Annotated in this window: 22 protein-coding genes and 1 pseudogene; 8 read left to right on the top strand and 15 right to left on the bottom strand. The window is 61.4% G+C overall.

Annotated elements, in window-relative coordinates; all coding sequences use genetic code 11:
• Positions 1-8 precede the first annotated feature (8 nt).
• Genes ABIB00_RS24845 through ABIB00_RS24825 form a run of 5 tightly spaced genes read right to left on the bottom strand, consistent with a single transcriptional unit; the run spans position 9 to position 5,886 of the window.
• Complete coding sequence (locus ABIB00_RS24845; protein ID WP_354106182.1) at positions 9-785, bottom strand: TatD family hydrolase; 777 nt, start codon at positions 783-785, stop codon at positions 9-11.
• Positions 786-798: 13 nt separating this feature from the next.
• Positions 799-2,844: a methionine--tRNA ligase gene (gene metG / locus ABIB00_RS24840; RefSeq protein ID WP_354106181.1), complete on the bottom strand. Its 2,046-nt coding sequence runs from the start codon at positions 2,842-2,844 to the stop codon at positions 799-801.
• Between the two features lie 47 nt (positions 2,845-2,891).
• Positions 2,892-3,938, bottom strand: a complete 1,047-nt coding sequence (locus ABIB00_RS24835) for a DNA polymerase III subunit delta' (RefSeq protein ID WP_354106180.1) — start codon at positions 3,936-3,938, stop codon at positions 2,892-2,894.
• Complete coding sequence (gene tmk, locus ABIB00_RS24830; protein ID WP_247445720.1) at positions 3,935-4,621, bottom strand: dTMP kinase; 687 nt, start codon at positions 4,619-4,621, stop codon at positions 3,935-3,937. The genes ABIB00_RS24835 and tmk overlap by 4 nt, the downstream gene beginning before the upstream one ends.
• A 2-nt stretch (positions 4,622-4,623) precedes the next feature.
• The gene (locus ABIB00_RS24825; RefSeq protein ID WP_354106179.1) at positions 4,624-5,886 is read right to left on the bottom strand and encodes a D-alanyl-D-alanine carboxypeptidase family protein; all 1,263 of its coding nucleotides are present in this window, start codon (positions 5,884-5,886) and stop codon (positions 4,624-4,626) included.
• Positions 5,887-6,039: 153 nt separating this feature from the next.
• Between ABIB00_RS24825 and ABIB00_RS24820 the strand changes: the two genes are divergently transcribed.
• Positions 6,040-6,993 carry an alpha/beta fold hydrolase gene (locus tag ABIB00_RS24820; protein WP_354106178.1) on the top strand — a complete coding sequence of 318 codons (954 nt, stop codon included), beginning with the start codon at positions 6,040-6,042 and terminating at the stop codon, positions 6,991-6,993.
• On the opposite strand, the gene ABIB00_RS24815 is transcribed toward ABIB00_RS24820, so the two are convergent.
• Together ABIB00_RS24815 and ABIB00_RS24810 are read right to left on the bottom strand one after the other, a co-directional pair.
• Positions 6,990-7,907 carry a septal ring lytic transglycosylase RlpA family protein gene (locus tag ABIB00_RS24815; protein WP_354106177.1) on the bottom strand — a complete coding sequence of 306 codons (918 nt, stop codon included), beginning with the start codon at positions 7,905-7,907 and terminating at the stop codon, positions 6,990-6,992. The genes ABIB00_RS24820 and ABIB00_RS24815 overlap by 4 nt on opposite strands.
• Positions 7,908-8,635: 728 nt before the next feature.
• Positions 8,636-8,926 carry a hypothetical protein gene (locus tag ABIB00_RS24810; protein WP_354106176.1) on the bottom strand — a complete coding sequence of 97 codons (291 nt, stop codon included), beginning with the start codon at positions 8,924-8,926 and terminating at the stop codon, positions 8,636-8,638.
• 52 nt (positions 8,927-8,978) lie between these two features.
• Between ABIB00_RS24810 and ABIB00_RS24805 the strand changes: the two are divergent.
• Positions 8,979-9,059: pseudogene (locus ABIB00_RS24805) on the top strand (YqhA family protein); the annotation flags it as partial.
• Between the two features lie 14 nt (positions 9,060-9,073).
• Here the strand turns inward: ABIB00_RS24805 and ABIB00_RS24800 are convergent.
• Complete coding sequence (locus ABIB00_RS24800) at positions 9,074-9,391, bottom strand: DUF1476 domain-containing protein (protein ID WP_354106175.1); 318 nt, start codon at positions 9,389-9,391, stop codon at positions 9,074-9,076.
• Positions 9,392-9,649: 258 nt separating this feature from the next.
• Here ABIB00_RS24800 and ABIB00_RS24795 point away from each other — a divergent pair, with 258 nt between their 5' ends.
• Positions 9,650-9,874 carry a hypothetical protein gene (locus ABIB00_RS24795; protein WP_247353331.1) on the top strand — a complete coding sequence of 75 codons (225 nt, stop codon included), beginning with the start codon at positions 9,650-9,652 and terminating at the stop codon, positions 9,872-9,874.
• 48 nt (positions 9,875-9,922) lie between these two features.
• On the opposite strand, the gene ABIB00_RS24790 is transcribed toward ABIB00_RS24795, so the two are convergent.
• From ABIB00_RS24790 to ABIB00_RS24780, 3 genes are all read right to left on the bottom strand, one after another.
• A complete protein-coding gene (locus ABIB00_RS24790) occupies positions 9,923-10,114 on the bottom strand; it encodes a hypothetical protein (RefSeq protein ID WP_247353488.1) in 192 nt (63 codons plus the stop codon).
• A 278-nt stretch (positions 10,115-10,392) separates the two neighbouring features.
• Entirely contained in the window at positions 10,393-11,073 is a 681-nt protein-coding gene (locus tag ABIB00_RS24785) for an endonuclease/exonuclease/phosphatase family protein (protein WP_354050481.1), read from the bottom strand.
• A complete protein-coding gene (locus tag ABIB00_RS24780) occupies positions 11,073-13,106 on the bottom strand; it encodes a VTT domain-containing protein (RefSeq protein ID WP_354106174.1) in 2,034 nt (677 codons plus the stop codon). Before ABIB00_RS24780 ends, ABIB00_RS24785 begins: the two co-directional genes overlap by 1 nt.
• 273 nt (positions 13,107-13,379) lie before the next feature.
• On the opposite strand from ABIB00_RS24780, the gene ABIB00_RS24775 reads away from it, so the two are divergent.
• The gene (locus ABIB00_RS24775; protein WP_354106173.1) at positions 13,380-13,838 is read left to right on the top strand and encodes a hypothetical protein; all 459 of its coding nucleotides are present in this window, start codon (positions 13,380-13,382) and stop codon (positions 13,836-13,838) included.
• 144 nt (positions 13,839-13,982) lie between these two features.
• Here ABIB00_RS24775 and ABIB00_RS24770 read toward each other — a convergent pair whose 3' ends face one another.
• On the bottom strand, positions 13,983-14,726 hold the full coding sequence (locus ABIB00_RS24770; protein WP_354106172.1) for a DUF7168 domain-containing protein: 744 nt from the start codon (positions 14,724-14,726) through the stop codon (positions 13,983-13,985).
• A gap of 1,081 nt (positions 14,727-15,807) precedes the next feature.
• Positions 15,808-16,125: a hypothetical protein gene (locus ABIB00_RS24765; protein ID WP_247353323.1), complete on the bottom strand. Its 318-nt coding sequence runs from the start codon at positions 16,123-16,125 to the stop codon at positions 15,808-15,810.
• Positions 16,126-16,448: 323 nt separating this feature from the next.
• On the opposite strand from ABIB00_RS24765, the gene ABIB00_RS24760 reads away from it, so the two are divergent.
• Positions 16,449-17,963: an arylsulfatase gene (locus tag ABIB00_RS24760; RefSeq protein ID WP_247353321.1), complete on the top strand. Its 1,515-nt coding sequence runs from the start codon at positions 16,449-16,451 to the stop codon at positions 17,961-17,963.
• Positions 17,964-18,180: 217 nt separating this feature from the next.
• Here the strand turns inward: ABIB00_RS24760 and ABIB00_RS24755 are convergent, their stop codons facing one another.
• Positions 18,181-19,221, bottom strand: coding sequence for an ATP-binding protein (locus tag ABIB00_RS24755; protein ID WP_354106171.1), 1,041 nt, complete (start codon positions 19,219-19,221; stop codon positions 18,181-18,183).
• Positions 19,222-19,623: 402 nt separating this feature from the next.
• On the opposite strand from ABIB00_RS24755, the gene ABIB00_RS24750 reads away from it, so the two are divergent.
• Both ABIB00_RS24750 and ABIB00_RS24745 read left to right on the top strand, forming a co-directional pair.
• On the top strand, positions 19,624-19,854 hold the full coding sequence (locus ABIB00_RS24750; RefSeq protein WP_354106170.1) for a helix-turn-helix domain-containing protein: 231 nt from the start codon (positions 19,624-19,626) through the stop codon (positions 19,852-19,854).
• Complete coding sequence (locus ABIB00_RS24745) at positions 19,851-20,021, top strand: hypothetical protein (RefSeq protein WP_354106169.1); 171 nt, start codon at positions 19,851-19,853, stop codon at positions 20,019-20,021. Before ABIB00_RS24750 ends, ABIB00_RS24745 begins: the two co-directional genes overlap by 4 nt.
• Before the next feature lie 1,039 nt (positions 20,022-21,060).
• Here ABIB00_RS24745 and ABIB00_RS24740 read toward each other — a convergent pair.
• Positions 21,061-21,864 (bottom strand): hypothetical protein, encoded by an 804-nt coding sequence (locus ABIB00_RS24740; protein WP_354106168.1) that lies wholly within the window; start codon positions 21,862-21,864, stop codon positions 21,061-21,063.
• Between the two features lie 126 nt (positions 21,865-21,990).
• On the opposite strand from ABIB00_RS24740, the gene ABIB00_RS24735 reads away from it, so the two are divergent.
• Positions 21,991-22,281, top strand: a complete 291-nt coding sequence (locus tag ABIB00_RS24735) for a hypothetical protein (protein WP_354106167.1) — start codon at positions 21,991-21,993, stop codon at positions 22,279-22,281.
• The last annotated feature ends 276 nt before the right edge of the window (positions 22,282-22,557 follow it).

Raw genomic sequence — 22,557 nt, 5'->3', positions numbered from 1 at the left:
TCCCAGTCCTAAGCTTTCACCTTTGAAAACAGGCGAAAGAAGTTTTCGCTTGTCTGGCGCGAGATCTCGTCAAACGACACGCCGCGGGTTTCGGCGAGCACTTTTGCGACCTCGACCACATAGGCCGGTTCGTTGCGCTTGCCCCGGAACTTGCCGGGCGCAAGGTAGGGCGAGTCTGTTTCAACCAGAATCCGGTCGGACGGCAGTTCGGCTGCGAGCGCGCGCAACGCCTCCGACTTCTTGAAGGTCAGGATGCCCGTGAAACCGACATAGAACCCGAGCGACACCGCCTTCAATGCCAGCTCGCGCCCGCCAGTGTAACAATGCAACACGGCGCGAAACGATCCCTTGGCGGCTTCCTCTTCCAGGATGCGGCCGCAATCCTCGTCCGCCTCGCGGGTGTGGATCACCAGCGGCAAGCCGGTGGCGCGGGCGGCGGCGATGTGGGCACGAAATCCCCTCGCCTGCGCCTCCGGCGAACCGTCGTCGTAGAAATAGTCGAGCCCGGCTTCGCCGAGTGCAACGACCTTCGGATGCTGCGTCAGTGCGATGAGCTCGTCCGGCGCGATGCCGTCTTCCTCATCCGTGTTGTGCGGATGGGTGCCGACCGAGCAATAGACGTCGTCGTAGCGCTCGGCGATGGCGAGAAGCTGGTTCAGCTTTCGCACCCGCGTCGAGATCGTGACCATGCGGCCGATGCCGGCCGCTCGCGCGCGCGACACGATCCCGTCGAGATCTTCGGCAAAGTCGGGGAAATCCAGATGGCAGTGACTGTCGACCAGCATGGTGCGAATGCCTTCAGGCTGCCGGCTCGATGTAGCGCGGGAAGGCAGGCGTCGGCGCGGGCAGCGTCGAGCCTGGCGCGATGCGGCTGGCGCCGGCGAGCGCGGCAAAGCTGCGCTCTCCTTCGGGGATACCGAGGCTGTCGAGCAGCAATCCCGAGGCCGTCGGCATCACCGGCTGGGCCAGGATCGCGATCTGACGCACGACTTCGGCGGTGACGTAGAGTACCGTCCTTTGCCTGACGGGATCGGTCTTGGCCAGCGCCCACGGCGCTTCGCCCGCGAAATAGCGGTTGGCTTCCGCCACCACGGCCCACACGGTGTTGAGCCAGTGATGGATCTGCTGACCCGCCATCGCTTCGCGCGACGCAGCGAGCATGCCGTCGGCTTGTGACAGAATCGCCTTGTCGTTGTCGCTGAACTCGCCGGGTTCCGGCAGCACGCCACCGAGTTGCTTGGCGATCATCGACAGCGAGCGCTGCGCGAGGTTGCCGAGATCGTTGGCGAGATCGGCATTGATGCGCGCGACGATGGCCTCGTGATTGTAATTGCCGTCCTGTCCGAACGGCACCTCGCGCAGGAAGAAATAGCGCATCTGGTCGACGCCGTACTGGTCGGCGAGGTTGAAAGGGTCGACCACGTTGCCGACCGACTTCGACATCTTCTCACCCCTGTTGAACAGGAAGCCGTGCGCATAGACCCGCTTCTGCACGGGAATGCCGGCCGACATCAGGAACGCGGGCCAGTACACCGCGTGGAAGCGGATGATGTCCTTGCCGATGATGTGCACGTCGGCCGGCCAGTAGCGCCAGTTCTTATCGCTTTCGTCGGGGAAGCCGACACCGGTGATGTAGTTGGTGAGCGCGTCGACCCAGACATACATCACGTGCTCTTCGTCACCGGGCACCTTGACGCCCCAGTCGAACGTGGTGCGCGAGATCGAGAGATCGCGCAGGCCACCTTTGACGAAGCTCACCACCTCGTTCTTGCGGGAATCCGGCCCGATGAACTCGGGACGATCCGCGTAGAGTTTGAGCAGCTTGTCCTGATAGGACGACAGGCGGAAGAAGTAGCTCTTCTCCTCGACCCATTCGACCGGCGTGCCCTGCGGTCCGAGCCGCACGCCGTCATCGTTCAGGCGCGTCTCGTCCTCGGCGTAATAGGCTTCGTCGCGCACGGAGTACCAGCCGGCATAGGTGTCGGCATAGATGTCGCCGTTCGCTTCCATGCGCCGCCAGATCTCCTGGCTGGAGCGATGATGCTGCGCCTCGGTGGTGCGGATGAAGCGGTCGAACGACACGTTCAGGCGTTCGTCCATCTCCTTGAAACGGGCCGCATTGCGGGTGGCGAGCTCCGAGGCGGACATTTTTTCACTGGTCGCTGTCTGAACCATCTTCTGGCCGTGCTCGTCGGTGCCGGTCAGGAAAAACACATCCTTGCCGTCGAGCCGGGCGAAGCGCGCCAGGGTGTCGGTGGCGATCGCCTCATAGGCGTGCCCGATATGCGGATGGCCGTTGGGATAGGCGATCGCGGTCGTGATGTAGAAGACGTTGTCGCGCGCGGGGGCGGCCACGGGCGTGGTGGCTTGCGGCGCTGCGATGGGCTTCGGTGCGCGCGCCGCCTTGGGTTTGGCAACTTTCGGCGGCGTGGCGATGGGAGCCAGTGCTGCGATCGCGGGAGAAGCAGTCACCCTCGCGCTCTTCATCACCTGCTTCGCTGAAGTCTTGTTTTTCGAAGGAGCCTTGTTTTTTGAAGGAATCTTGTTTTTCGAACTAGCCTTGGTTCTTGAAGGAGTCTTGGCTGGCTTTTTGGCTGCTTTCTTCACCGCCTTCTTGGCAACGGTCTGCTTCTTCGCAACCCTCTTGCCGGCTTTCTTTGCCGTCTTCGCAGCGCTCTTCTTCATGCCCTTCTTGGCGACCGTCTTTTTGGTCTTAGCGGCTTGCTTGACCTTCTTGGCGGCTTTGCGCGCGAGCGCCTTTACAACCTTCTTCGCGGCTTTCTTCGCAGTCTTCTTCTTCTTGCTGCTCTTGCCTTTAGCGGTTTTCTTAGCTCGCGCTGCCACGACGAATTCCTTTACCGGCTTCTCGAAATTTGGAAACGAACCTGCGCCTAGCGCGTTGCGTCCGCCAGCCAGCCGAACACCGAGAAAACCAAGGGCTTTCGCTCCAGATTGTAGGTTTCGGTGTCGCGCGCGGCGCGGATGATCTTTTCCCATACCTCAGCTAGACGCGCAAGGCGAGGCAGGTTCTGGTTGGCATTGGCTTCGTCGGCGTGCAGGCGTTCCGCGATCCAGCGATCGATGCCGTCGATGAAGGCGGCAAGCGCAACGCGGTCGCTGGTGCCAAGCGAATCGCCGAGCGTGTGCAATTCGCGCGGATCGACCTGCGGCAGTCGCGCTAGCAGCGCGGCCGTTCGTTGCTGGAGCTTCAGGGCATCACCGCCGAGCAGCGTCAGCGCCCGCGCGACGCTGCCCTCGGAGGCCTCCGCCGCCTCGCGCAACGCCGGATCGTTCGGGTCGAGATCGGCGGTGGCGGCGGCTGCACCGATCACATCGTCGGTTGCGAGCGCGCGCAGGCGCAGCTTGCGGCAGCGCGACTGGATCGTTGCGAGGACGCGGGCCGGCGCGTGGCTCACCAGGAGGAACAGCGATTGCTGCGGCGGTTCCTCGAGAATTTTCAACAGCGCGTTGGCGGCATTCGGATTGAGATCGTCGACGGTGTCGACGATGCAGACGCGCCAGCCTTCGGCCGCCGCGGTCGAGCCGAAGAAGCCAATCGTCTCGCGAGTCTCGTCCACGGTGATCACGGTGCGCATCACGCCGCGGTCGTTGGCGGTGCGCTCCAATGTCAGCAAGCCACCATGCGAGCTCGCCGCAACCTGCCGCGCCACGGCGTTATCAGGATTGATGGCGAGATCTTCGGCGCGTTGCACGGAAGGCGCCAACGGCTGGCCGTGAGCGAGCACGAAGCGCGCCATCCGATACGCCAGCGTCGCCTTGCCGATGCCTTGTGGCCCGCCGATCAGCCAGGCATGCGGGATGCGCCCGCTGCGATAGGCGGCAAGCAGCGCGGTCTCGGCCTCGCGATGGCCGAACAGAAGACTCGTCTCGCGCGGATGAGGAATGGCGGATTCGCGCTCGGTCTGACGCGGGCTCATAGGGACACCACCGATGCCGGCGTCGGAAGCAGACGATCCCGCAGCGCGGTCCAGACGCGTCCGGCAACCGTATCGGGATCGGAATTGGCGTCGATCAGCACGCAGCGCGCGGGATCGTCCGCCGCGATCTTGCGATAGGCCTCGCGCAGCCCTTGATGGAAACCGAGTTTCTCGGCCTCGAACCTGTCGGGCGTGCCGCTGCCGCGGCGTGCGGCCGCGCGCTGCAAGCCGATCTCGACCGGTAGGTCGAGAATGATGGTGAGGTCCGGCTTGAGATCGCCGATCGTGACCCGCTGCATCGCGTTGATCAGCGCCGTCGGCACGCGGCCGAGGCTGCCTTGATAGGCCCGCGTCGAGTCGGCGAAGCGGTCGCACAGCACCCAGGTGCCCTGGTTGAGCGCGGGCTGGATCACGGTGCGGACATGGTCGTCGCGGGCGGCCGCGAACAGCAGCGTCTCGGCCTCGGGTCCCAGCAGCTTGCCCATGCCGGACAGCACCAGATGGCGCATGATCTCGGCGCCCGGCGAGCCGCCCGGCTCGCGCGTGACGAGGATGCGCATCCTTGCCGCCTTGAGACGATCGGCGAGCTTCTTGATCTGGGTCGACTTGCCCGTCCCCTCGCCGCCTTCAAAGGTGACGAAGCGTCCGCGTCCGGACGGCCACTTTACCGCGCTTTCACTCATGATCAGAGCTTCTCGGCGCCCGCGCGGAACATGCCGATCACGAGCTCGCTGGCGCCGTCGATTGCACGCCGCATGGTCGAGCCGGTGCCGATCGCGTCAGCGGCATAGACCGGCGTCTCCACCGCGATATTGCCGCTGCGCCAGACCCTGATCACGCCGACCTTCTGGCCGGCCTCGATCGGCGCGCGCACCGGGCCGCTATAGACGACACGCGCGATCAGCTTGTCGCCGCCGTTCTTGTGCACCATCACTTGCACGGGCGACTTGGCGACCAGTTTCACCGAGCGGCTCTCGCCGCCGAACACCTTGGCGTAGCCGACCGGCTGATCGGCCGCCATCAGTGTGCGGGTCTCAAAATTGCGGAAACCCCATTCCAGCATCTTCTTGGCTTCCGTGGCGCGATCTTCAGCGTCTTCCAGCCCGTTGATGACAACGATCAGCCGCGTGCCGTTCTGCACTGCCGAGCCGACCATGCCGTAGCCGCCTTCCTTGGTGTAGCCGGTCTTCAGACCGTCAGCGCCTTCCATGGAATTGAGCAGCGGATTGCGGTTGGGCTGGCGGATCTTGTTCCAAGTGTACTCCTTCTCGCCGAACAGTTGGTAGAATTCGGGGAAGTCGAGAATGATGTGCCGGGCGAGGATGCCGAGCTCGCGCACCGTCATCTTGTTGCCGGGGTCGGGCAAGCCGTTGGAATTGCCGAAGGTCGACTTCGTCAGGCCAAGCTCGCGGGCGCGCTTGGTCATGAAGTCGGCGGCAAAGATCCGCTCATTGCCGGCGATGCCTTCGGCCAGCGCGATGCAGGCGTCGTTGCCGCTCTGGATGATCGCGCCGTGCAGGAGGTCGTCGACGGAGACCTTGCTGTTGATGGCGGCGAACATGGTCGAGCCGCCGGAGGGCGCCCCACCCTTGCGCCAGGCATTCTCGCTGATCCGGTACTCATCGGTCAACTTGACGTCGCCCTTCTTGATGGCGTTGAAGACGACTTCCGCCGTCATCAGCTTCATCATGCTGGAGGGCGCGCGCAGTTCGTCGGCGTTCTTCTCGAACAGCACGCTGCCGCTGGAGGCTTCGATCAGGATCGCGGTCGGGGCGTCGCCGTCGAAGCCGGAATCTTCCGACTTCTTGGCGCCCTGGACGCTCTGGTTGGCGGCGTAAAGCGCCCCGCCCCAGCCAATGCCCGCCACCACAGCCGCAGCGATCAGACCGCGCGCCAGCGCTCCGGCGCTGAACCGGGTGCGACCAAACGAAAAAAGACGAAATGCCATGGCCAAGCCCTGAGAGCGGCGTTTTTAACAGCTGGAATCGGTGCGAACAACACGAGGCCGGTCGCGTGTCCCGAGATTGCACGATTCTTGTCGCGCCCCTATCGTGGCACCTGAGATTTTCTGACCAAACCCCTGAAACAAGGCGGAAAAGCGATGTCCTCCACCCGCGTGATCAAGGCCAACGGGATAGACCTGTTCATCCGCGAAGCCGGTCAGGGTCCACTGGTGGTGCTGTGCCACGGCTGGCCGGAACTCTCCTACTCCTGGCGCCATCAGATCGCGGCCCTGGCGGAGGCCGGGTTTCACGTCGTCGCTCCCGACATGCGCGGCTATGGCCAAAGTTCAGCGCCGCCTGACGTCGCCCCCTATTCGATCTTCGACACGGTCGGCGACGTCGTCGGTCTCGTGCAGGCACTCGGCGAGAGCAAGGCCATGGTGGTCGGCCACGACTGGGGTGCACCGGTGGCCTGGCACGCGGCGCTGTTCCGGCCGGACATCTTCACGGCGGTCGCAGGCCTGAGCGTGCCGCCACCATTCCGCGGCCGCGGCAAGCCGCTCGACCTTCTGCGCCAGGGCGGCGTCACCAATTTCTATTGGCAGTATTTCCAGGCGCCCGGCGTGGCCGAGGCCGAGTTCGAGCACGACGTCGCGCGCACCATGCGCGTCGTGCTCGGCGGGCGCGGCCTTGCCGATCCCTCCGGGGCCATGTTCGTGCAGGAGGGTATGGGCTTTCTCGGCCATGCGACCGCCGAAGAACCGCTGCCGGACTGGCTCAGCGTGGCGGACCTCGCCTTTTTCACCGAAGCCTTCCGCAAGTCCGGCTTTCGCGGCGGACTGAACTGGTATCGCAACCTCGACCGCAATTGGGAGCTGACGGCGCCGTGGCAGAATGCGCAGATCCACCAGCCCTCGCTCTTCATTGCCGGTTCGAAAGACGCCGTCATCACCGGCCTGATCGGAGCCAAGCGCGTCAACGAGCTCGAGCGCGTGCTGCCCAATCTGACGCAAAAGCTGATCATCGAGGGCGCCGGCCATTGGGTCCAGCAGGAGCGGCCCGACGAGGTGAATGCGGCGCTGGTCAGGTTCTTGAAGGAAAGCGCGGCCTAGTAGAGGCCGCGGCCGCTCAGGATGCTGCGCGCCTCGGCGGCACCGTCAGGCGCGCTCTCGGTGGCGTAGCGGCCGTCCCCGTCATAGGACACGGCGCGCGCGTTCTGGAGCGCCCGGCCCCGGTTGCGGCTCGAAGCCGACATTTCCGAGGTCGCACTGAGTGAAGCCATGTCGGCGGAGGTGTTGCCGAGATTGTAGGGTCGTCCCTCCGGCGTCGGAACCTTGCCGCGAATGGCGCCGCGGTTCGACGACGGCAGCTCCGGTACGAAGGGCCTCGCGGAGGCGACCCGGACCATCGAGGGTGACGGCGCCGGGATCCCGGTCCGCAGGGTGGCCATCAGCTGGCGGTCATCGGAGCCTTCGAGCGGCGCCCGGCCGACATATTCGACACGGACCTTGGCGACGCCATTGCCTTTGAATTCAAGGAGTTCAGCGGCTTTGTTCGAGACGTCGATAAGCCGGTTGCCGTGATAGGGCCCGCGGTCATTGACGCGGACGATCAGCGACTTGCCGTTCGAGACGTTGGTGACCCGCGCATAGGACGGCATCGGCAGGGTCGGATGTGCCGCGGTCAGCGAGCCCATGTCGAATACCTCGCCATTGGCGGTCAGGCGGCCGTGGAAATCGTCGCCGTACCAGGACGCCATGCCCTCGGCGCGGTAGTTGACGTCCTCCTCGGGCACATAGGTCCGGCCGCCCACCACATAGGGCTTGCCGACGCGGTAAGTGCCACCGCCCTTCGGGACCGGGTCACCCAAAGCCACGACCCGAGGGCTCGAGGACACGCCGTATTTCGGATCGACGCGGCTGGCGAATTTGTTTGAGGAGGCGCAATTGGCAAGCGCGAGGCAGGCCGCGGCCGCCGCAACAGCTCGCGCGGCCCGCAAAACCGAATCTGACCGTCGGATCCCCATTCGCCCCAAATACCATTTCGCCGGACGCGTACCCAACCCGCTTTGGCTACGGGGAAGCGCTGTCCGGTCCTTTAATCCGAGGCGGCCCACCACCGCGCCGAAGTAGTAACGATAACGCAACCCGAACACGGCGGAAATGGGGAGCCCACAGCGTTCACGCCGGGATGGTAAACGGGGCGTTTGCTTCTCGCCGCTGAACTATGGGTCGGGGTCACCCTGCTCTGTGCCACCGCCGGACATTCTGTTGCGCCAAATCCTCACTCCACCCCCATTGTCGCGTCGCTCACCGGAATTCTTTTGACTGTGCAAGGCCGCCCGCGTTTTCTCGCGTGCAGGGCGGAATGGAATTGGACGATGATCGAGACGGTTTCGGCACTGATGGGTTTGGTAAGCGCGGGGATATTCTTGGCCCATGCGTTTGAAGGTTACCGCACGAGGGCCTGAGGCACTCGCGCGGGCGGCAAGCATCACCTCTTTCAAGACGGCCCGTTCGGACAATCTTAATCGATCCGATCGAGCATCGAAGACAAGAGTGACAGGTGTCCCATGCGCAACCATGACCTCGTATCCGATAGCTTCCTGGCATTGACCGCCGGCGGTTTGGTCCTGCTCTGCTCGAGCCTCGTGGCATTGGCCTTCGGCTGAGCACCACCACCACTTTCCTTTTTCTAACCACGACACCACCGCGATGCAGCACGCGATCTGTTTTGGATTGCCCTGCTCCCGTTTTAGCGCAGCCCAAACAACGAGCGACGATAGAGGCTGTCGCGGGCCTCGCTCAGGCAAACGAAGCTGCCGTCATAACCCTGGCCGTACGGCTTCTGACGCCTGCCGTAGTAGACGCCTTTGCTGAAATCGAGCCAGACGACCTGGTCATGCGGGCAATGACGCTGCGCCTGCGCCTCGTAGCGAAACGGCGTCAGCGGCGTCGCCGACGCCTCAGCGCCGCTACAGCCAACCAGGATCGCAGCGGCGAGCGCGATCGCGCCGGGCCACTTGCCGAAGCCGCTCCAAGACACTTCCCGCCTCCCGCTCGGCACGGTAGCACGAAACGGCACGGTGCCGGGAAGCGAGCCGGAATGGCTCAGCCACGTCACTGCGAGCGTCCTCAAGATCAAGCTCGCCATGGCCGTCATCGGCATCTCCTCGATCGCGGCCGGCTTCTTTCACTTGTCAGCTTCAAGCTGCTGCAACGCCTGATGCAAACATTCCTGAAGCCTGGCCGCGACCTGCTCGCGGGCTACGCCCCTGGCCGCAAGATCGCCTGACACCTTGTCGAGGATCTCGTCCATCGTCTGGCTTTCCAGATGGTCCGTCACCAACGCCGTCGCATAGCTGGCCGCGGCATCGCCGCTGAGGCCAAGCTGGCTTGCGGCCCAGAGCCCGAGCAGCTTGTTGGACCGGGCCGTGGCCTTGAACATGAGCTCCTCGTCGTGGACGAATTTGGTCTCAAAGCCCTGCTCGCGCTTGTCGAACGTGGTCATGATCAGCTCCATTCTCGCTTTGGCTGATGATCGGACTGGCTGGAAGCGAACGTCTCCGTGGTTCATGTCAGTTTCCGATCGTTGAAGCTTCCGGCGGAAGACAAATGCCGTCAAGCCCGCCCGGGCCGCGCCGCAGACCGGGCGCATGCACCGGCACGCACCAGCTCTACGCCAGCCAACCCGGCTAGGTAGAGATGTTTTAACCATTCATTAAGCAGACTCAGCGCCGCATGGCCCCGGGACATCGAGAGCTGACGCATGAACAAAGAGTTGCGGGAGTTTCGACGGCTTGAACGGGTCTGCCTGGAGCAGGCAGCCCTCTCCACCATGGACCTCGCGCGAAGCGGGTTGCTCAAGGTCGCGGACGATTGTCGCGTCGCAGCCGAAGCGATCGAGGCGCAATCGCCACGGAAACCTTTCGCAAGCGCCGTTCAAGCACTGAAGCAGGCGTTGAGCGTGACGCGCGTCCCCCACCGGCACTGAGGCCGGCGCTCGGGGCAGAGACGTCTTTGGCGTGGCGGCCGCGTTCGGTCAGCCCTTCGCCCCCGTCTGTTCACGTGCCAGCCGTTCGGCCCTCAGCCGTTCCTTGTTGGCATAAAACGCCTTCTGCGCCTCTTCATGATCGCGCATGGCCTTTTCGGCCTCGATCCGGCGTGTGGCATCGCGCGCTTGGCGCTGTTCAGGGGTCAAGGGTTTGCGTCGGTAGGAAAGGTCTTCAGTCATGCCACGACAACGCGCAAGCGGGAAAGAAGTTCCGCAAATCGAACCCGCGCGCGCCTCAGCCATTCCGGAAAAGCAACTCTTCAAGGGCTTATCGAACGACCTCACCCGCCGAAGGCCGCTCCGATAAACGCTCGAAAACAACCCCATGCACAGTAGCCAACCCTTTGAAATGCAATGCTTTCCAATGTCTCGTTTTTGACCCTCGGCGCCGAACCGTTTGACGCGTCGGGCAAAACAGTGGCATTCTACGATCTTCGGAAATCCTGAAGATGACCAGATCATCTCCCGTCGGGGGAGATCTCGATGTCCGCAATCACCGGCAAATGGTCTGAATAGGCCCTTGCCTCTTCGTCGGTCCAAACTTTCCCGATCCGGCTGTCGGACGTTGCATAGATCCGGTCAAGCCGCAGAAGAGGTAAATGCGACGGGAAAGTTCGCAGCCGCGTACGGTTTGGGCAGACCTGCGCGAGCACGCGCCGCACCGATTTGACCCAAAACCAGTCGTTGAAATCCCCGAGGACGACGGTCCTTTCAGGTTTCACCAGGCTCACCAGCGCCTGAGCTTGCGCATGGCGCTCGTGGATACTCAAGCCGAGATGCGTGGCCACCACGCGTACATCGCCAACCGGCGTCAGCAGCCCCGTCGCAATCGCTCTGCGCGGCTCCCGCTCACGATAGGACACGTCGACGATCTCCGGCGGGCCGGAGAATGGAAACCGGCTCAGGAGCGTCTGGCCGTATTCGCCATCCGCCGTGACGATCGACTTGGCGTGAACACGGTGATCGCCGACAACACTCGCCAGCTTCGCAAACGGATCGTCTGATCGCGATCGCGAATCCACCTCCTGAAGCGCGACGACATCGGGAGCCCATTTGCGAACGATGGAACAGATCCCCTCCAGATCGAACTTCGGATTGAGATTGAACGTGCCATGCACATTCCACGTCATGAAGCGCATCAGCGCCTCCCGGCGAGCCACGTCGCGACGAATTGCGCGCCTGCGCAGATCGCGACCCAGCTTAAGAACGCCAGTGCGAGGAGCAATATGTTGGTCCAGGACGCATTTCTGGCCAGATCTGCGATCTGAGCGCCCAGAACTGCCATGGCGAGAATCCCGGGCGTCATGCCGAGCAGGGTTCCGACCAGGAAGTCACGCAGAGGCAGCGTGCTCGCACCGGCCACGACGTTCACCACCGAGAACGGCGCTACGGGAATCATCCGGATGACAACGACAGCCAGGATTCCCTTGCCGACAACACGTTCCTGGATGCGCGCGGCACGTCGTCCGAGCAAAAGTTGGAGGCGTTCGCGGCCGAGTGCCCGCCCGATCGCAAAAAGGACAAAGGCGCTGAGCAAGACGCCCGTCATTGCGGTGACGAAGCCTAGCCATGGTCCGAGTGCGGCAGCAGTTGCCGCAATGAGCACGAGAACTGGAAACACGACCAAGCCGCCCACCACGAAAACCGCGATCGCGAATGGTGGCCCCCAGATGGACTGCGCGTAGGCAGACAGGAACGTCGAAATACGCCCCGCATCGGCGAAATCGCTCAAGGACGTGTACGACCAGGCCATCGCCAGTCCAAACAGCGCCACGGCAATCGACACGATCCCGATGATCGTCTTCGTGCTCCACATGCGAGATGCCGCCCGCTCCAGATGAAGAGGCCGCTCAGGGTCCGCCACCGGCTGAACCATTATGGCCAGAGTACTGGTCAGGACCGAGGATTCCACGTCCCGCAGCGTCTTCGCCCCATCGGCTATCGAGACATCGTCCAGGAGCGCGAAAAGACGATCTTCGTTTTGCGCTACGGTCTGTTCGTCGAGACCGCAAAAATGGGCGATCAGGCGCCGGCGGACCGAAGCGATGAACTCCCGATGCTGGTCGGAGGCCGATTCGAAGATCAGGTCACATTCGCTGTCGGCGCCCATCGAGCGATTGTTCAGGTTCGCCGAGCCGATTCTCAAGATCCGATCGTCCACGACCATCAGCTTGCTGTGCACCATCACGGCTGCTTCCGTATCCCCGCTGCTTGAGACCGGGTAGACGAAGCGGATGCGATCTGCGACGCCAGCCACGCTGAAACAGTCGATGAAGGCACCACGGCCATTCTGCATGGCCTGGGATTCCAGCCACGAGGAATGCAGCTTGGGAGCGACGACCAGAATCCGAAGCGAAGGTACGCGCAACATCTGCTCCGCCAATTCACGCGCGATCTTGATGGCGCTGGTAAACTGGTTTTCGATATAGACGAAGCTCGTCGCCGACCGGATCGCTGCGATCAACGAGCGTTCGACCTCATTGATGCCTAGACCTGCAGGACCGATGACCTCGGTCCTGGCGATACCCACCGGCAAGTGCTCGGCCTCCACCGGCACATTCGCCGGCCACCGAATGCCCTTCGGCGCGTGCCGATCATCAGGCTGTTGACCTGCCGCTCGCCAGCGTTGCTCTGCGAGGTCGAACAGCCACGCCGCCGCATCCTCGTCGACCATGCATTGAACATCATGAAATGGCAGGTATGGCTTGCCCTGGGGATCACAGCGCGATGCGTGCTTGGCGCGATGGTCACTCGTGTCCCAGCGCCTGATCGTCAGATCGAGCCCGCCGACGAACGCCAGTGAACCATCGACACAGACGATCTTCTGGTGTTGGGCCGAGCCAAACGGAAGCGTGGAATCCAGATGAAATCGGACGCGGCCATCTGTTGCGGCGGTGAATTTCGCTGCGGAGTTCCACTCCCTTTCCGCAGCGTAAAACGAGACGAAATCCCAGACGAGAATGTTGATCCGCAAGGCGGGACGGCGTTGAACCAGCGCGCGCAGGAATGGGCCGAGCCGTTCCGGCAGGCCGTCATCCGCCTGTCCGGAAGCGCCGACCAGCCTGGTCTCGCTATGGATATCCCATCCGATGATGTAGACGAGATCTCGCGCCTCCAGCAGCGCGTCCCGCAGGGCCGAGAAATAAGCGGCAGCATCGTTCAGAACCGCCACGCGCCGCACCTTGCACCGCCGCCAGACGGTGTCGCCGGGAATCAGGGTGGATGAACTCTGAAGCAGGTGGACCTCGCAATTCGCATTCGCGTCTAAACGCTCTGAACGCTCAAGGGGTTCCACGACTTCAGACCAGAGGCGCCTTCAGACCAGAGGCGACCGTTCAGTGCGTGCGGATCCCGGTGCCACAGGCGCCCATTGCCGCTATTTGGTTCGGACAGTCTTTGCGCCTGCGTCCCTCAAGATGTCTGCAATCTTCTCGGGGGCGTCGCCGTGAAAATCCACGGAGACTTCGATCAGACCTCCCAGTTTTTGATGCCCCGCCGGCGCAGGCGCGGTTTTGACGTCAGCACCGGCAGGAAGTGTCCCTACCGTGTTCGCGCCGCCGGCGGACTGGACGAAGACGTCGGTTCGCGGCACGCCGCATTCCTGCACGACATGCTCGACCGCAAGCTCAGCGCTGCGGCGCGTCTCGAATTCTCCAATGATCGTACTTTCCAATGGCGTGCTCCGCGGCTGGACGAGAATGCGAACAACAGGCCAGCAAGGGCCAGGTTCCTGGAGCCTGGCGAGAGTTGCACCTCACCTCGGGATTCAAAACCGGACGATCGCGAACAGGACAAGCAGCGCGACAGTGACCACGCCGGAGATCAGCAGCGAGCCGAGACACCCCAGTCGGTTCGAGAAAATGAAGAACATGCGTTGCCCAGTGTGAAACTCCTGCCGGGCTAATTTCTCAAATTCGATCGCGTTCCGGATGCTCGTCGCTGCACTTTATTAGCATGGGCAGCCTAGACGACCGACGGCAGCTGATGAACCGGAATGACACCGCCGTGTCTCGGCTCCGGCCGAAGCCGTGCCCCTCCCCCGATCCGTTCAGCTTCCGTTGGGAGTGGTCCTTGACGGCGACTCGCCAAGGCCGGGATTGATGGCCAGCGACGCTCCGGCGGCGCCGCCGGCTTCATAGGCCGTCATCGACACCATCCGGCTGGTGCTGCGCTGGGTGCGCATCTTGAGGTCGAGCTTGCCGAACTCGGTATCGACCACCGAGGTCTTGAGGACGACCAGCCCGCGGCCGGTGCTTTCGTTGACCTGATCGCGACTGGCCTTGATCGCCAGCAGCCGGTCCGCGATTGACGCCACCATCCCGAGCGCGAAGGAGGCATTGGCCAGATGCCGCTCCTGGTGCCGGAAGCGGGCGTAGTCGACCGAGGTCTTGAAGCGGCCAAGTTCGGCGCGCACGGCGCCGTCGATCAATTCGGCCAGATAATGCGCGACCTCGACATCCGCGCCGAGACCGAACAACACAAACCTGCTCTCGCCGGACGCGTTCTTCTCGCGCCAGACCCGACAATCGCAGAAATGAGCGATCGCGCCGATGCAGTCGTCCAGCGGAATTCGCTTCTTGCGATGGGTCTCGTAGACCCTCCGTTCGCACGGCGACGCACGCAGTTCGACATCGGAGAGCGACAGATCGTGGCGATCCAACAGTTCGGCGACCTTGGCGGCCGCAGACAGCGCCTCGTCCTCGGTGCAACCATTGGCGATCGTCTTGGCGCGCAACGCCTGAATACGGAGCTTCAGCTTGTCGAGCGCGGCCGGATTGAACGTCTGATTCACCGATCACCTGCCCGGGAAAGCCCAACCGACAGACCTCGGCCGGATAGTACTGGCGGAAGGGGTGGGTCTGCCTACCTACACGCCGAAGACATTGATCCGATTACGAAAATAACGGTCACCTAACGATGCACCGTAGCACTGATCCGTAGCAACGATTGCTGGCTTGATCAAGGTGCGGCGAAGAGCACGCGGGAGGCTACGCCAAGTCGATCAGGCTCAGAGTGCTCGTGAAGCGACAGGTGAGGACTTTTGTTCTTCAGTATCTGTCTAATCTCCGAAGTGCCGTATGTGATGACCTGCAGGAAGTTGCTCATCGACTTGCCCGACTGCTCCGCTCGCTGCTGAGCCTCCTCTATGTGGGTGGATCGTCGTGGCGTGTACTGGATCGCGAGATCGACATCTCCGAGATCAGCGTTCCCCCGACAAACGTTAATCGAAATGCCCCAGCAAAGGTTAGTCGCTTCTCCGTTGCTGGTTCATGGGCAGGCCCCGGACGCCTTGTCGGATGTACACAAGGCGTCCGGGGAATGTTTCGGTGGAGCGGCGGACGCGCCCTCCTCCCGGCGCATTGTCATCGCTTGTGATTTTAGCCCGCTCACCAAATTGTCTAACGATCGCGGTTTATATGGCTGTGGAAATCGTCACGCGATAACCTCGCCGCTCTCGACCGCACGATCGAAAATCGCAATGTCGGCGGGTCGGCCCCTATGCTGTCCTTCTTGCGCGACAAGAACGCACTTGATGATCTTGTGCGGCTTCTGCAACACGCCGAGTTCGCTCCCAGCTTGAAGCAGGACTGGCCGGCCCAGATCATCACAGCGTCGAACACGCAAGTCGCATCATTCACGCCGGGCTAAGCTAGGGCGTGTACTCGTAAACGTCGGCTTCCGGTTATAAAGCGGAAGCTGCCGGTTGGGTCGATCATCGGCAGCTTATGACCGCGAACGGACATTTGATCTGCGGCGAGTTTGATTAGCTAAGCCGGGGCCAACCGCGAAATGTGGGCGGTTAATCTGAGCGCGCCGCGCGGTCAAGCCGACCTCGGCGGCGCAACTCGCCGTCGACGCGAGCGCTGATGGCTCTATTTTGGAGCGCCGGTCTGGCTACCCGAGCCCGTCGTCTGCTCACTTCCCGGTCGGCCCGGAGGATGCGCAGAAGCGCCCGGCTTGTCTTGATCGGCCACGTAACCGGATTCTCCGGAGTTGCGCGTCTTGACCCCTTTGTCTGCCTCACGCTGCATCTGCTCATTGGGCTCGCTAGTCTTGAGCCCTTTGTCTACATCACCGTGCATCTCCTCCTTAGTTTGCTCACTAGGTGCGGCCTTTTGCTGTTGCGCCGCTGCTTGGAAGGCAATCGCGCTTCCGGCAACGACAATCATCGCGAGAGTTGCTGTTCGCATGCCTCTCCTCCAGTGCATTGCCCCGGTCAGCTAAACGCGCGAGTTTCCCAACGTTTCCTGGTTCCGATTGCCATTTTCAAAGGTACGTCCTTGCAATCAGATGGGATGGGCTCAATGCCGCCTATTGGCCCGTTGCCGCCGTTCGCTGACAGGGCCGTTATGTCTGCCGTCAGGAGATAAGCCGACCTAGGCTCAAGTCGGTTCGGAAGTCGGCTTGTGACCCTGAGCGGACAAATTAGCACTGCGCGTCCGTTCAGATATACTTGAGAAGGTTGAATGCGGCGGCTACGCTTCGGCCGGTATGGCTTATGGAGGCTATCGCAATGAAAATCACAGCCTTAAGGCGCTGCGCTTCAGCGGTGACGCTAGTTGCTTTGATGGGTTCGGCAACTGCCTTTGCGCAACAAAGCGATAGGCCGAACGTTGTTTTCATTCTCGCCGATAACGTCGGCTACGGCGATCTTGGGTCATATGGCGGTGGCGAGTTGCGCGGGGCTCCGACGCCGCGGCTTGATACACTGGCTCAGGAGGGATTGCGTCTCACGCAATTCCTAGTGGAACCAGCCTGTACCCCCTCCCGTGCGGCGCTCATGACCGGGCAATATTCCATCCGCAACGGTCTGTCGCTGATCGCCATTGAGGGCAGTCCTTATACGCTTCCCGCCAACGCCTTCACCATGGGCGAGTTGTTCAAAAGTGTTGGCTACGCCACCGCGATTTTCGGCAAATGGCACCTTGGAAGTGCGCCTCAGAGTTTGCCGACCGCGCACGGCTTTGATGAGTTCTACGGTATTCCGCCCGATATCAGCTGGGATGCAGCAACATATCCAGCGACAATCGCCCTCACGCACTCCAGCAATGAGCCGTACGAAGCGTTACTGAGAACGGGGCCGCAGATTGTTGAGGCGAAGGCAGGCGGCCCGTTGCAGACGGTGAAGCCATTTACGGAGGACGTGCGCGCCAACATCGACGATGAGTTGGTGGATAAATCAATCGATTTCATGCGGCGTCAGAAGGCCGCTGGGAAGCCCTTTCTCCTGTACTTGCCGTTCTCGATGGGGCACTTCCCGAACCTGCCTTCGCAACCGTTCAAGGGCAAGTCGCGGATCGGCAATTACGGCGACAAGATAATGGAAGGGGACTACCACGTCGGCCAGATCCTCGACACGCTGAAGGAACTTGGCGTCGACGACAATACCATCGTTGTCTTCGCCTCTGATAACGGCCCGCAAGGGCAAACTGCACGCGAACATGGCAACCAGGGGACGCCGGACATGGGAAATTCCGGTCCGTTTCGCGGAGAGTTAGGCGAAGCGACGGAAGGAGCGATACGGACGGCAGCAATCATCCGTTGGCCCGGCAAGGTCAAGCCGAGCACAACCACATACGCCATGTTCTCGATCATGGATTTCCTGCCGACCTTCGCCCACATTGTCGGTGGCACCATGCCAACAGACCGAGCGATTGACGGCGTCGATCAAACCGACGTCTTGTTCGGCAGCACAGCCCTAGGGCGTCGCGAAAGCATGTTGAGCTTTATCGGCGGAGACCTCGTCGCCTCGCGTTGGAAGCAGTGGCGCATTTACTTCACTGACGTACATCCGACCGGCATTGGACCGCAGCGGCAGCCCGGTATGTTCTCCGCCAGCGCTCCGATGGCCGGCTACCCGAAGATTTACAACATTGAAATGGACCCACACGAGGATCTCATTGTAGCGGCAATGTTTGGCTGGGTATCGGGTCCAGCGCTCAAAACTGTCGATGAGTACATGGCAACGATCAAGAGATATCCAAATCCGCCCCCGCCGAACATCACGCAATTTCGCAGTGGTGGCTAACTGATATCCCACGTTGCTGCGCCGTAGCGAAATGTCCGCGTCTGGCCCTTTACGGACTCTCGACGTTGAGCCCGATATGTCTGGAAAGCGCGCTAGAGCGGACGAGTGGCGGAAACGTCATCCGCAATCTGCGTTGAGCCACTTGGAGAAATCGCGTCGCTCACCACCGCCGCTAACCAATCGTCAATTCAAACGCAATGCCATCGATCCAAGATAGCTAGGGAAGCGCCTCGTATTGAGCGATCACCGCCTTTGACCCAAACGCCCGCAGTGCTTCCAGAGGCGCCGCCAGGACGAAAGCCTCGATCGCTTCGATGCCTTTGCGGGTGATATACCGGCGCCGCAATTTCTTCTCCCAGATCGAATGAGTGTTGTCGTCCAGCACACCCAGATGACGCAGAATTTGAGATACTTGGCCCGGCGAAAAGGGAATTTCGATCCCGTAGATTTTTTGGACAATTGGCTTCAGATGCTTGGCCACTTCCATCGGAAGATTTTTGTCCTCATCCTCTAAAGGGCGGTGGATAACCTGATTGAGGTCGACGTTGCCCAGAACGACATAGGCCGGCGCGCCGTCCTCCTCAACGAACCGGCCCCGGTCAATGAACGACAGTCCCCTAGCGGTTTCCTTCGACAAATAGAGGTGCGACGAGCCTTCCTTCATGTCGACAATGCCGACGTTTTGAATGCCGATCTTCTCGACGACCTTCAGGTTCTCCATCATCGCCTTGATGCGGTTTCGCTCACGGTCAGCTAGCATCGTGGAAAGCTCGGTGTACCCAATCGGTCGGATTTGACCTCCGTAGCGATAATAAATTGTGCCCTCGCGGATCGACTCAGTGATGATCGGCTTGCCGTCCTTATCGGCTGATTTCTTGGACCTGTTGATCTTGGCGATGATCGGCCTATGGGGCGAGGCATTGGTGCCGATTGCCAGAAGGATCTTTCCTTTTATTTCGTAGGTACGCGTGGAAAAAACGATCTCGGGGGCAAAATCTTCCCGTAGGCGATCAGCCCACCGGGCTTCGTCGATCACCTCCTTGATGCCAACGATTTCTCGTGGCCGATCTCGAACGCCAAATATGATGATACCGCCGTCGGCGTTAGCAAAAGCCGCAAGCGCCTTCGTGTAGTCAGACATGTCTTTCTGGGCGAAGTCGACCTTGAATTCGCGGTGCTTACCCTCGCGCCCGGACACGGAAAGCGTGTCAACGTCAAACGTTAGAACATCCGCCAAACTTTCCGGCAGCTTGAGCAAGCAAATTCCCCGCGCCGAGATACTCGACGCGCTCAAAAGTTGCAAGCATGTTTCACTACACTATACTTGTCCACAAGCGTGGCCAATTGGTGAGAGCCATTTGGTTAGTGAAACGGCCACCCCCTAGAAATAAAAGACTTTTTAGCCTTGACTGGCGGAAGGGGTGGGAGCCGAACCCACGGTGTCCCGCCGCTTAATACATTGATTTCACATCTGGAATTGAAGCACCTCCGGGGCACCCCTGCCTGCCCCACTATCTGCCGCTAGTGGCTATGGCGATCGCCACGACGCCCGCGCATAGATGCCTCTTGTCGTCCATGGGGTCTTCGTGGTTAGTCACGGCTGTCCAAGAAAAGTCCTTTGCCTATCTGCGCGTCCCCGGTTCGGCCGGGACGGAGAGCAATGTTCATGGACACCCAACCACCCCCCCAGACTTTGACGTTGACGATCAACGAGGCGTGCGTGCTCGCGCACATCTCGCGCGGCACCCTGTACAAGGCCATGCAATCGGGCGCGCTCCTCGGGCGGAAGCTCGGCACGAAAACAATCGTCCTGCGCACCGATCTGCAGTTGTGGTTGGAAGCGCTGCCGCCGGTCTATGACCCCAAGGCCAAGCGCGCGACCGCGAAATGACGGCAGCGAAGCACGAGCGCGATGCCGAGCAGGATCATCCGACGCCGCTCGCCGAGCCGATCATTCAACGCGATGACGGGCTCTATCAGCTCGGCTGGCACGATGACGCTGCAGGCCCGTTCGAGAGCCGTCAATTCGCGGAGGCCGTGGCACGTGCGCACCGCTGAAACGCAAACCGGCGTCGCTCACGGGGGAAGCGGCGCCGGTCCGAAGTGCGCGAAGAAGGCGTTAAATTCCAGCACACCACACCAAGCGCCGGCGACGCGAGAGGGATACACGGCGCCGGCCCTCGATCTCTAACGCGCATCGTTGCGGTGTTCAATCGCGCATCGCATCGCTGCACATGATCGCGCGATGGGTAACAACACGCCGGCGCACCGCGCAGCAAAAATAAAAATGTATGACGTTTTCTCACGCGTAACAAGGAACACTCTGCGGAGTGCGAAAAACAGAAATCGCAAAAACCCGCATGAAACGGGGACTTCTCGCATCGGCTACAGAATGGCGCGTAATAGGAGGTTTTTTTGTTGGGCAAAGCTGCCGCGCTGACGATGGTGACGAAGCGGAGACAGTTGCGCGCGGAGAGACTCATCGGCATAAAAAAAACGCCAGTCGGATTTCACAGGTCCGACTGGCGCCTACACAAGGGGAGCAGCCCTTGCGGAGTCTCTTCACAAGATTCTGCATGCCACATGCAGCGCGTTTTATCAAGCGCTGTGCGGTCGCTCGCTCCCCGTCGAGGATGGGACGGCGCGCGTGTGCCGTTTAGCTCTGTGAAAGCAGCCGGAGCCAACCGTGGGAATAAGACCGCGTGGGGACGAAGGCCGGAGTTGGTCCGCGATTGGGCGGGGGCTGCCGGTGTACACCTATTAAAATGCGCGAGCATTGCTCGCACGCACATATGGACGCAGCCCGCAAGGAGCTGCACGCGACCGCACGGCTGGTTGATCAGCTTGCGCGCCGCCGCCGCCGCATGAAGCCGCGATCAGGACCGACAGAGCGACCCCGGCCCGCCCCAATAGGGAAATCGTAGATCAACTGTGTCGCCCGCAAGGGCACGGCTCATCCCGAGATGAAGTTCAGACACGAGAAGGCACTTCGTCCCCGAAAGGGGCGAAGTGTGCCCGACGGTCTAAGCCGCAAACAAAGTTCAGTTACAGACGAACACCCACCGACCAGCAACTAACAACGGACGTTCTGAGTTGTTCAATCCTGCGGAGTGACCGGAACCATGAATCGCACTGGCCCGTTTGAAAGATAGCCCGCAGGCGGCATTTCCATCTTCATCTCGATGACCTCGTCGAACGAGATCACAGGTTCAAGGCTTGATGCGATGTCAGCTAGGCGAGATTTAAAAGGCGTTAGCGAATGCCCAATCGACCTCAAAAATCTCAGGTGGAGAAGGTAGGCAATGCAATCGACCAGAGATCCATAGGCAGACTTCTTCGTCGTGTATAGAAGTTCTCCCAGGTTGTCGTTGTGGACGGACATCGAAGCTGATCCGAGCCTCGAAGTCATGTAGTCTACACTCTGCACAAGGCCAGCGAACGAGCGGTCCTGTTTCGAGGAGTTGCGGTCAATTTCCATGACAGGCCAGATCACCGACTTGGCCAGCTCACCCTCGAGACAGTGCAGCATACTCGCGAAGCACAGACCGAGGACCCCCTCCTTGTCGCCAACAATCTTCAGCAATTCTTGCGTTGGCCGGTAACCGACACGGTAAGTTCGGAAGCCGAGATCGGCTACAATCTGCACTATACCTTCAAGGAAACGGAAACGGGTGTCGTCATCTTTCCCGGGGAAAAGGTCCATCGCGTGAACCACCGGCATCGGGGATATGACGTGCTGCTCATCCCCGATCGTCCGATGCACAAGGCCATAGAACCTTCCCTTGAACGCCCTGTGCGCATCTGCCGAGATCAGGATGCCAGTCAACGATATCGCGCGAGCCCGCAGAGGAACACCTTCGTCTGCGAACTTCTCGTCCATGAACAGGAAATTCGTGATCATGATCCGCTTTTAGGCGAACCGATCACCGCGCGCCAGACCCAGCCGCTGGCCAGCCGGCAGGAATCCGGCGGCGCCGAGCCCATCTGCGGGCGGCGCGCAACTCCGCGAAACCAAAGGAAAGCAGACATGCCGAGAGTGATTATCGATCGAGCAGCGTTCACCGAAACTTTGAGGTTGAAAGATCCGGATGCGTTTCTGTTGCTCGAATTTCTGCGCTTTCGTCATGGCGGCGGCGCCTTCGACGTCCACGACGAGGTGCGGCGTGAAATGCCGGAGCAAGGCGGATGGACGATGACGAGATTTGCCGGCACGCGCGGGCGCTTGATTGCCGGTGGTTACTTGGTTGTGGAAAGAATGGCCTCGAACAGGCCGCGACGACTTGGAGCAGCGACTAGGGCAGACCCCGCCACCCGATAGAAAGTAGCTTATTTTCAGCGGCGCGCGTTTCCGGTATGGCGGAGAGCGTTTCCGACATCGCTGCCGCAGGCGTAGCGCTGCTCCATTTGCGCGGCACTTGGCGTGCAGCATCATAGAGCGCCGCGATGATGCGCACATCGCGGTAACAACCACTACGCAAGGGATAATCGCTTGCTACCCACTATCTCGCGCGCGCGTCCTGAGTGTAAGGTAGCGGCTGCAGGGACCATCCAAGCCAAGCCACACCACAGCAAAAGGATGAATCCTGTGAATCCG

It is taken from the genome of Bradyrhizobium sp. LB14.3 (assembly GCF_040547985.1).
In the GTDB taxonomy this organism is placed as follows: Bacteria; Pseudomonadota; Alphaproteobacteria; order Rhizobiales; family Xanthobacteraceae; genus Bradyrhizobium.
Note: the sequence above shows the minus strand (reverse complement) of the source record. Positions and strands in the feature narration are given on the sequence as shown.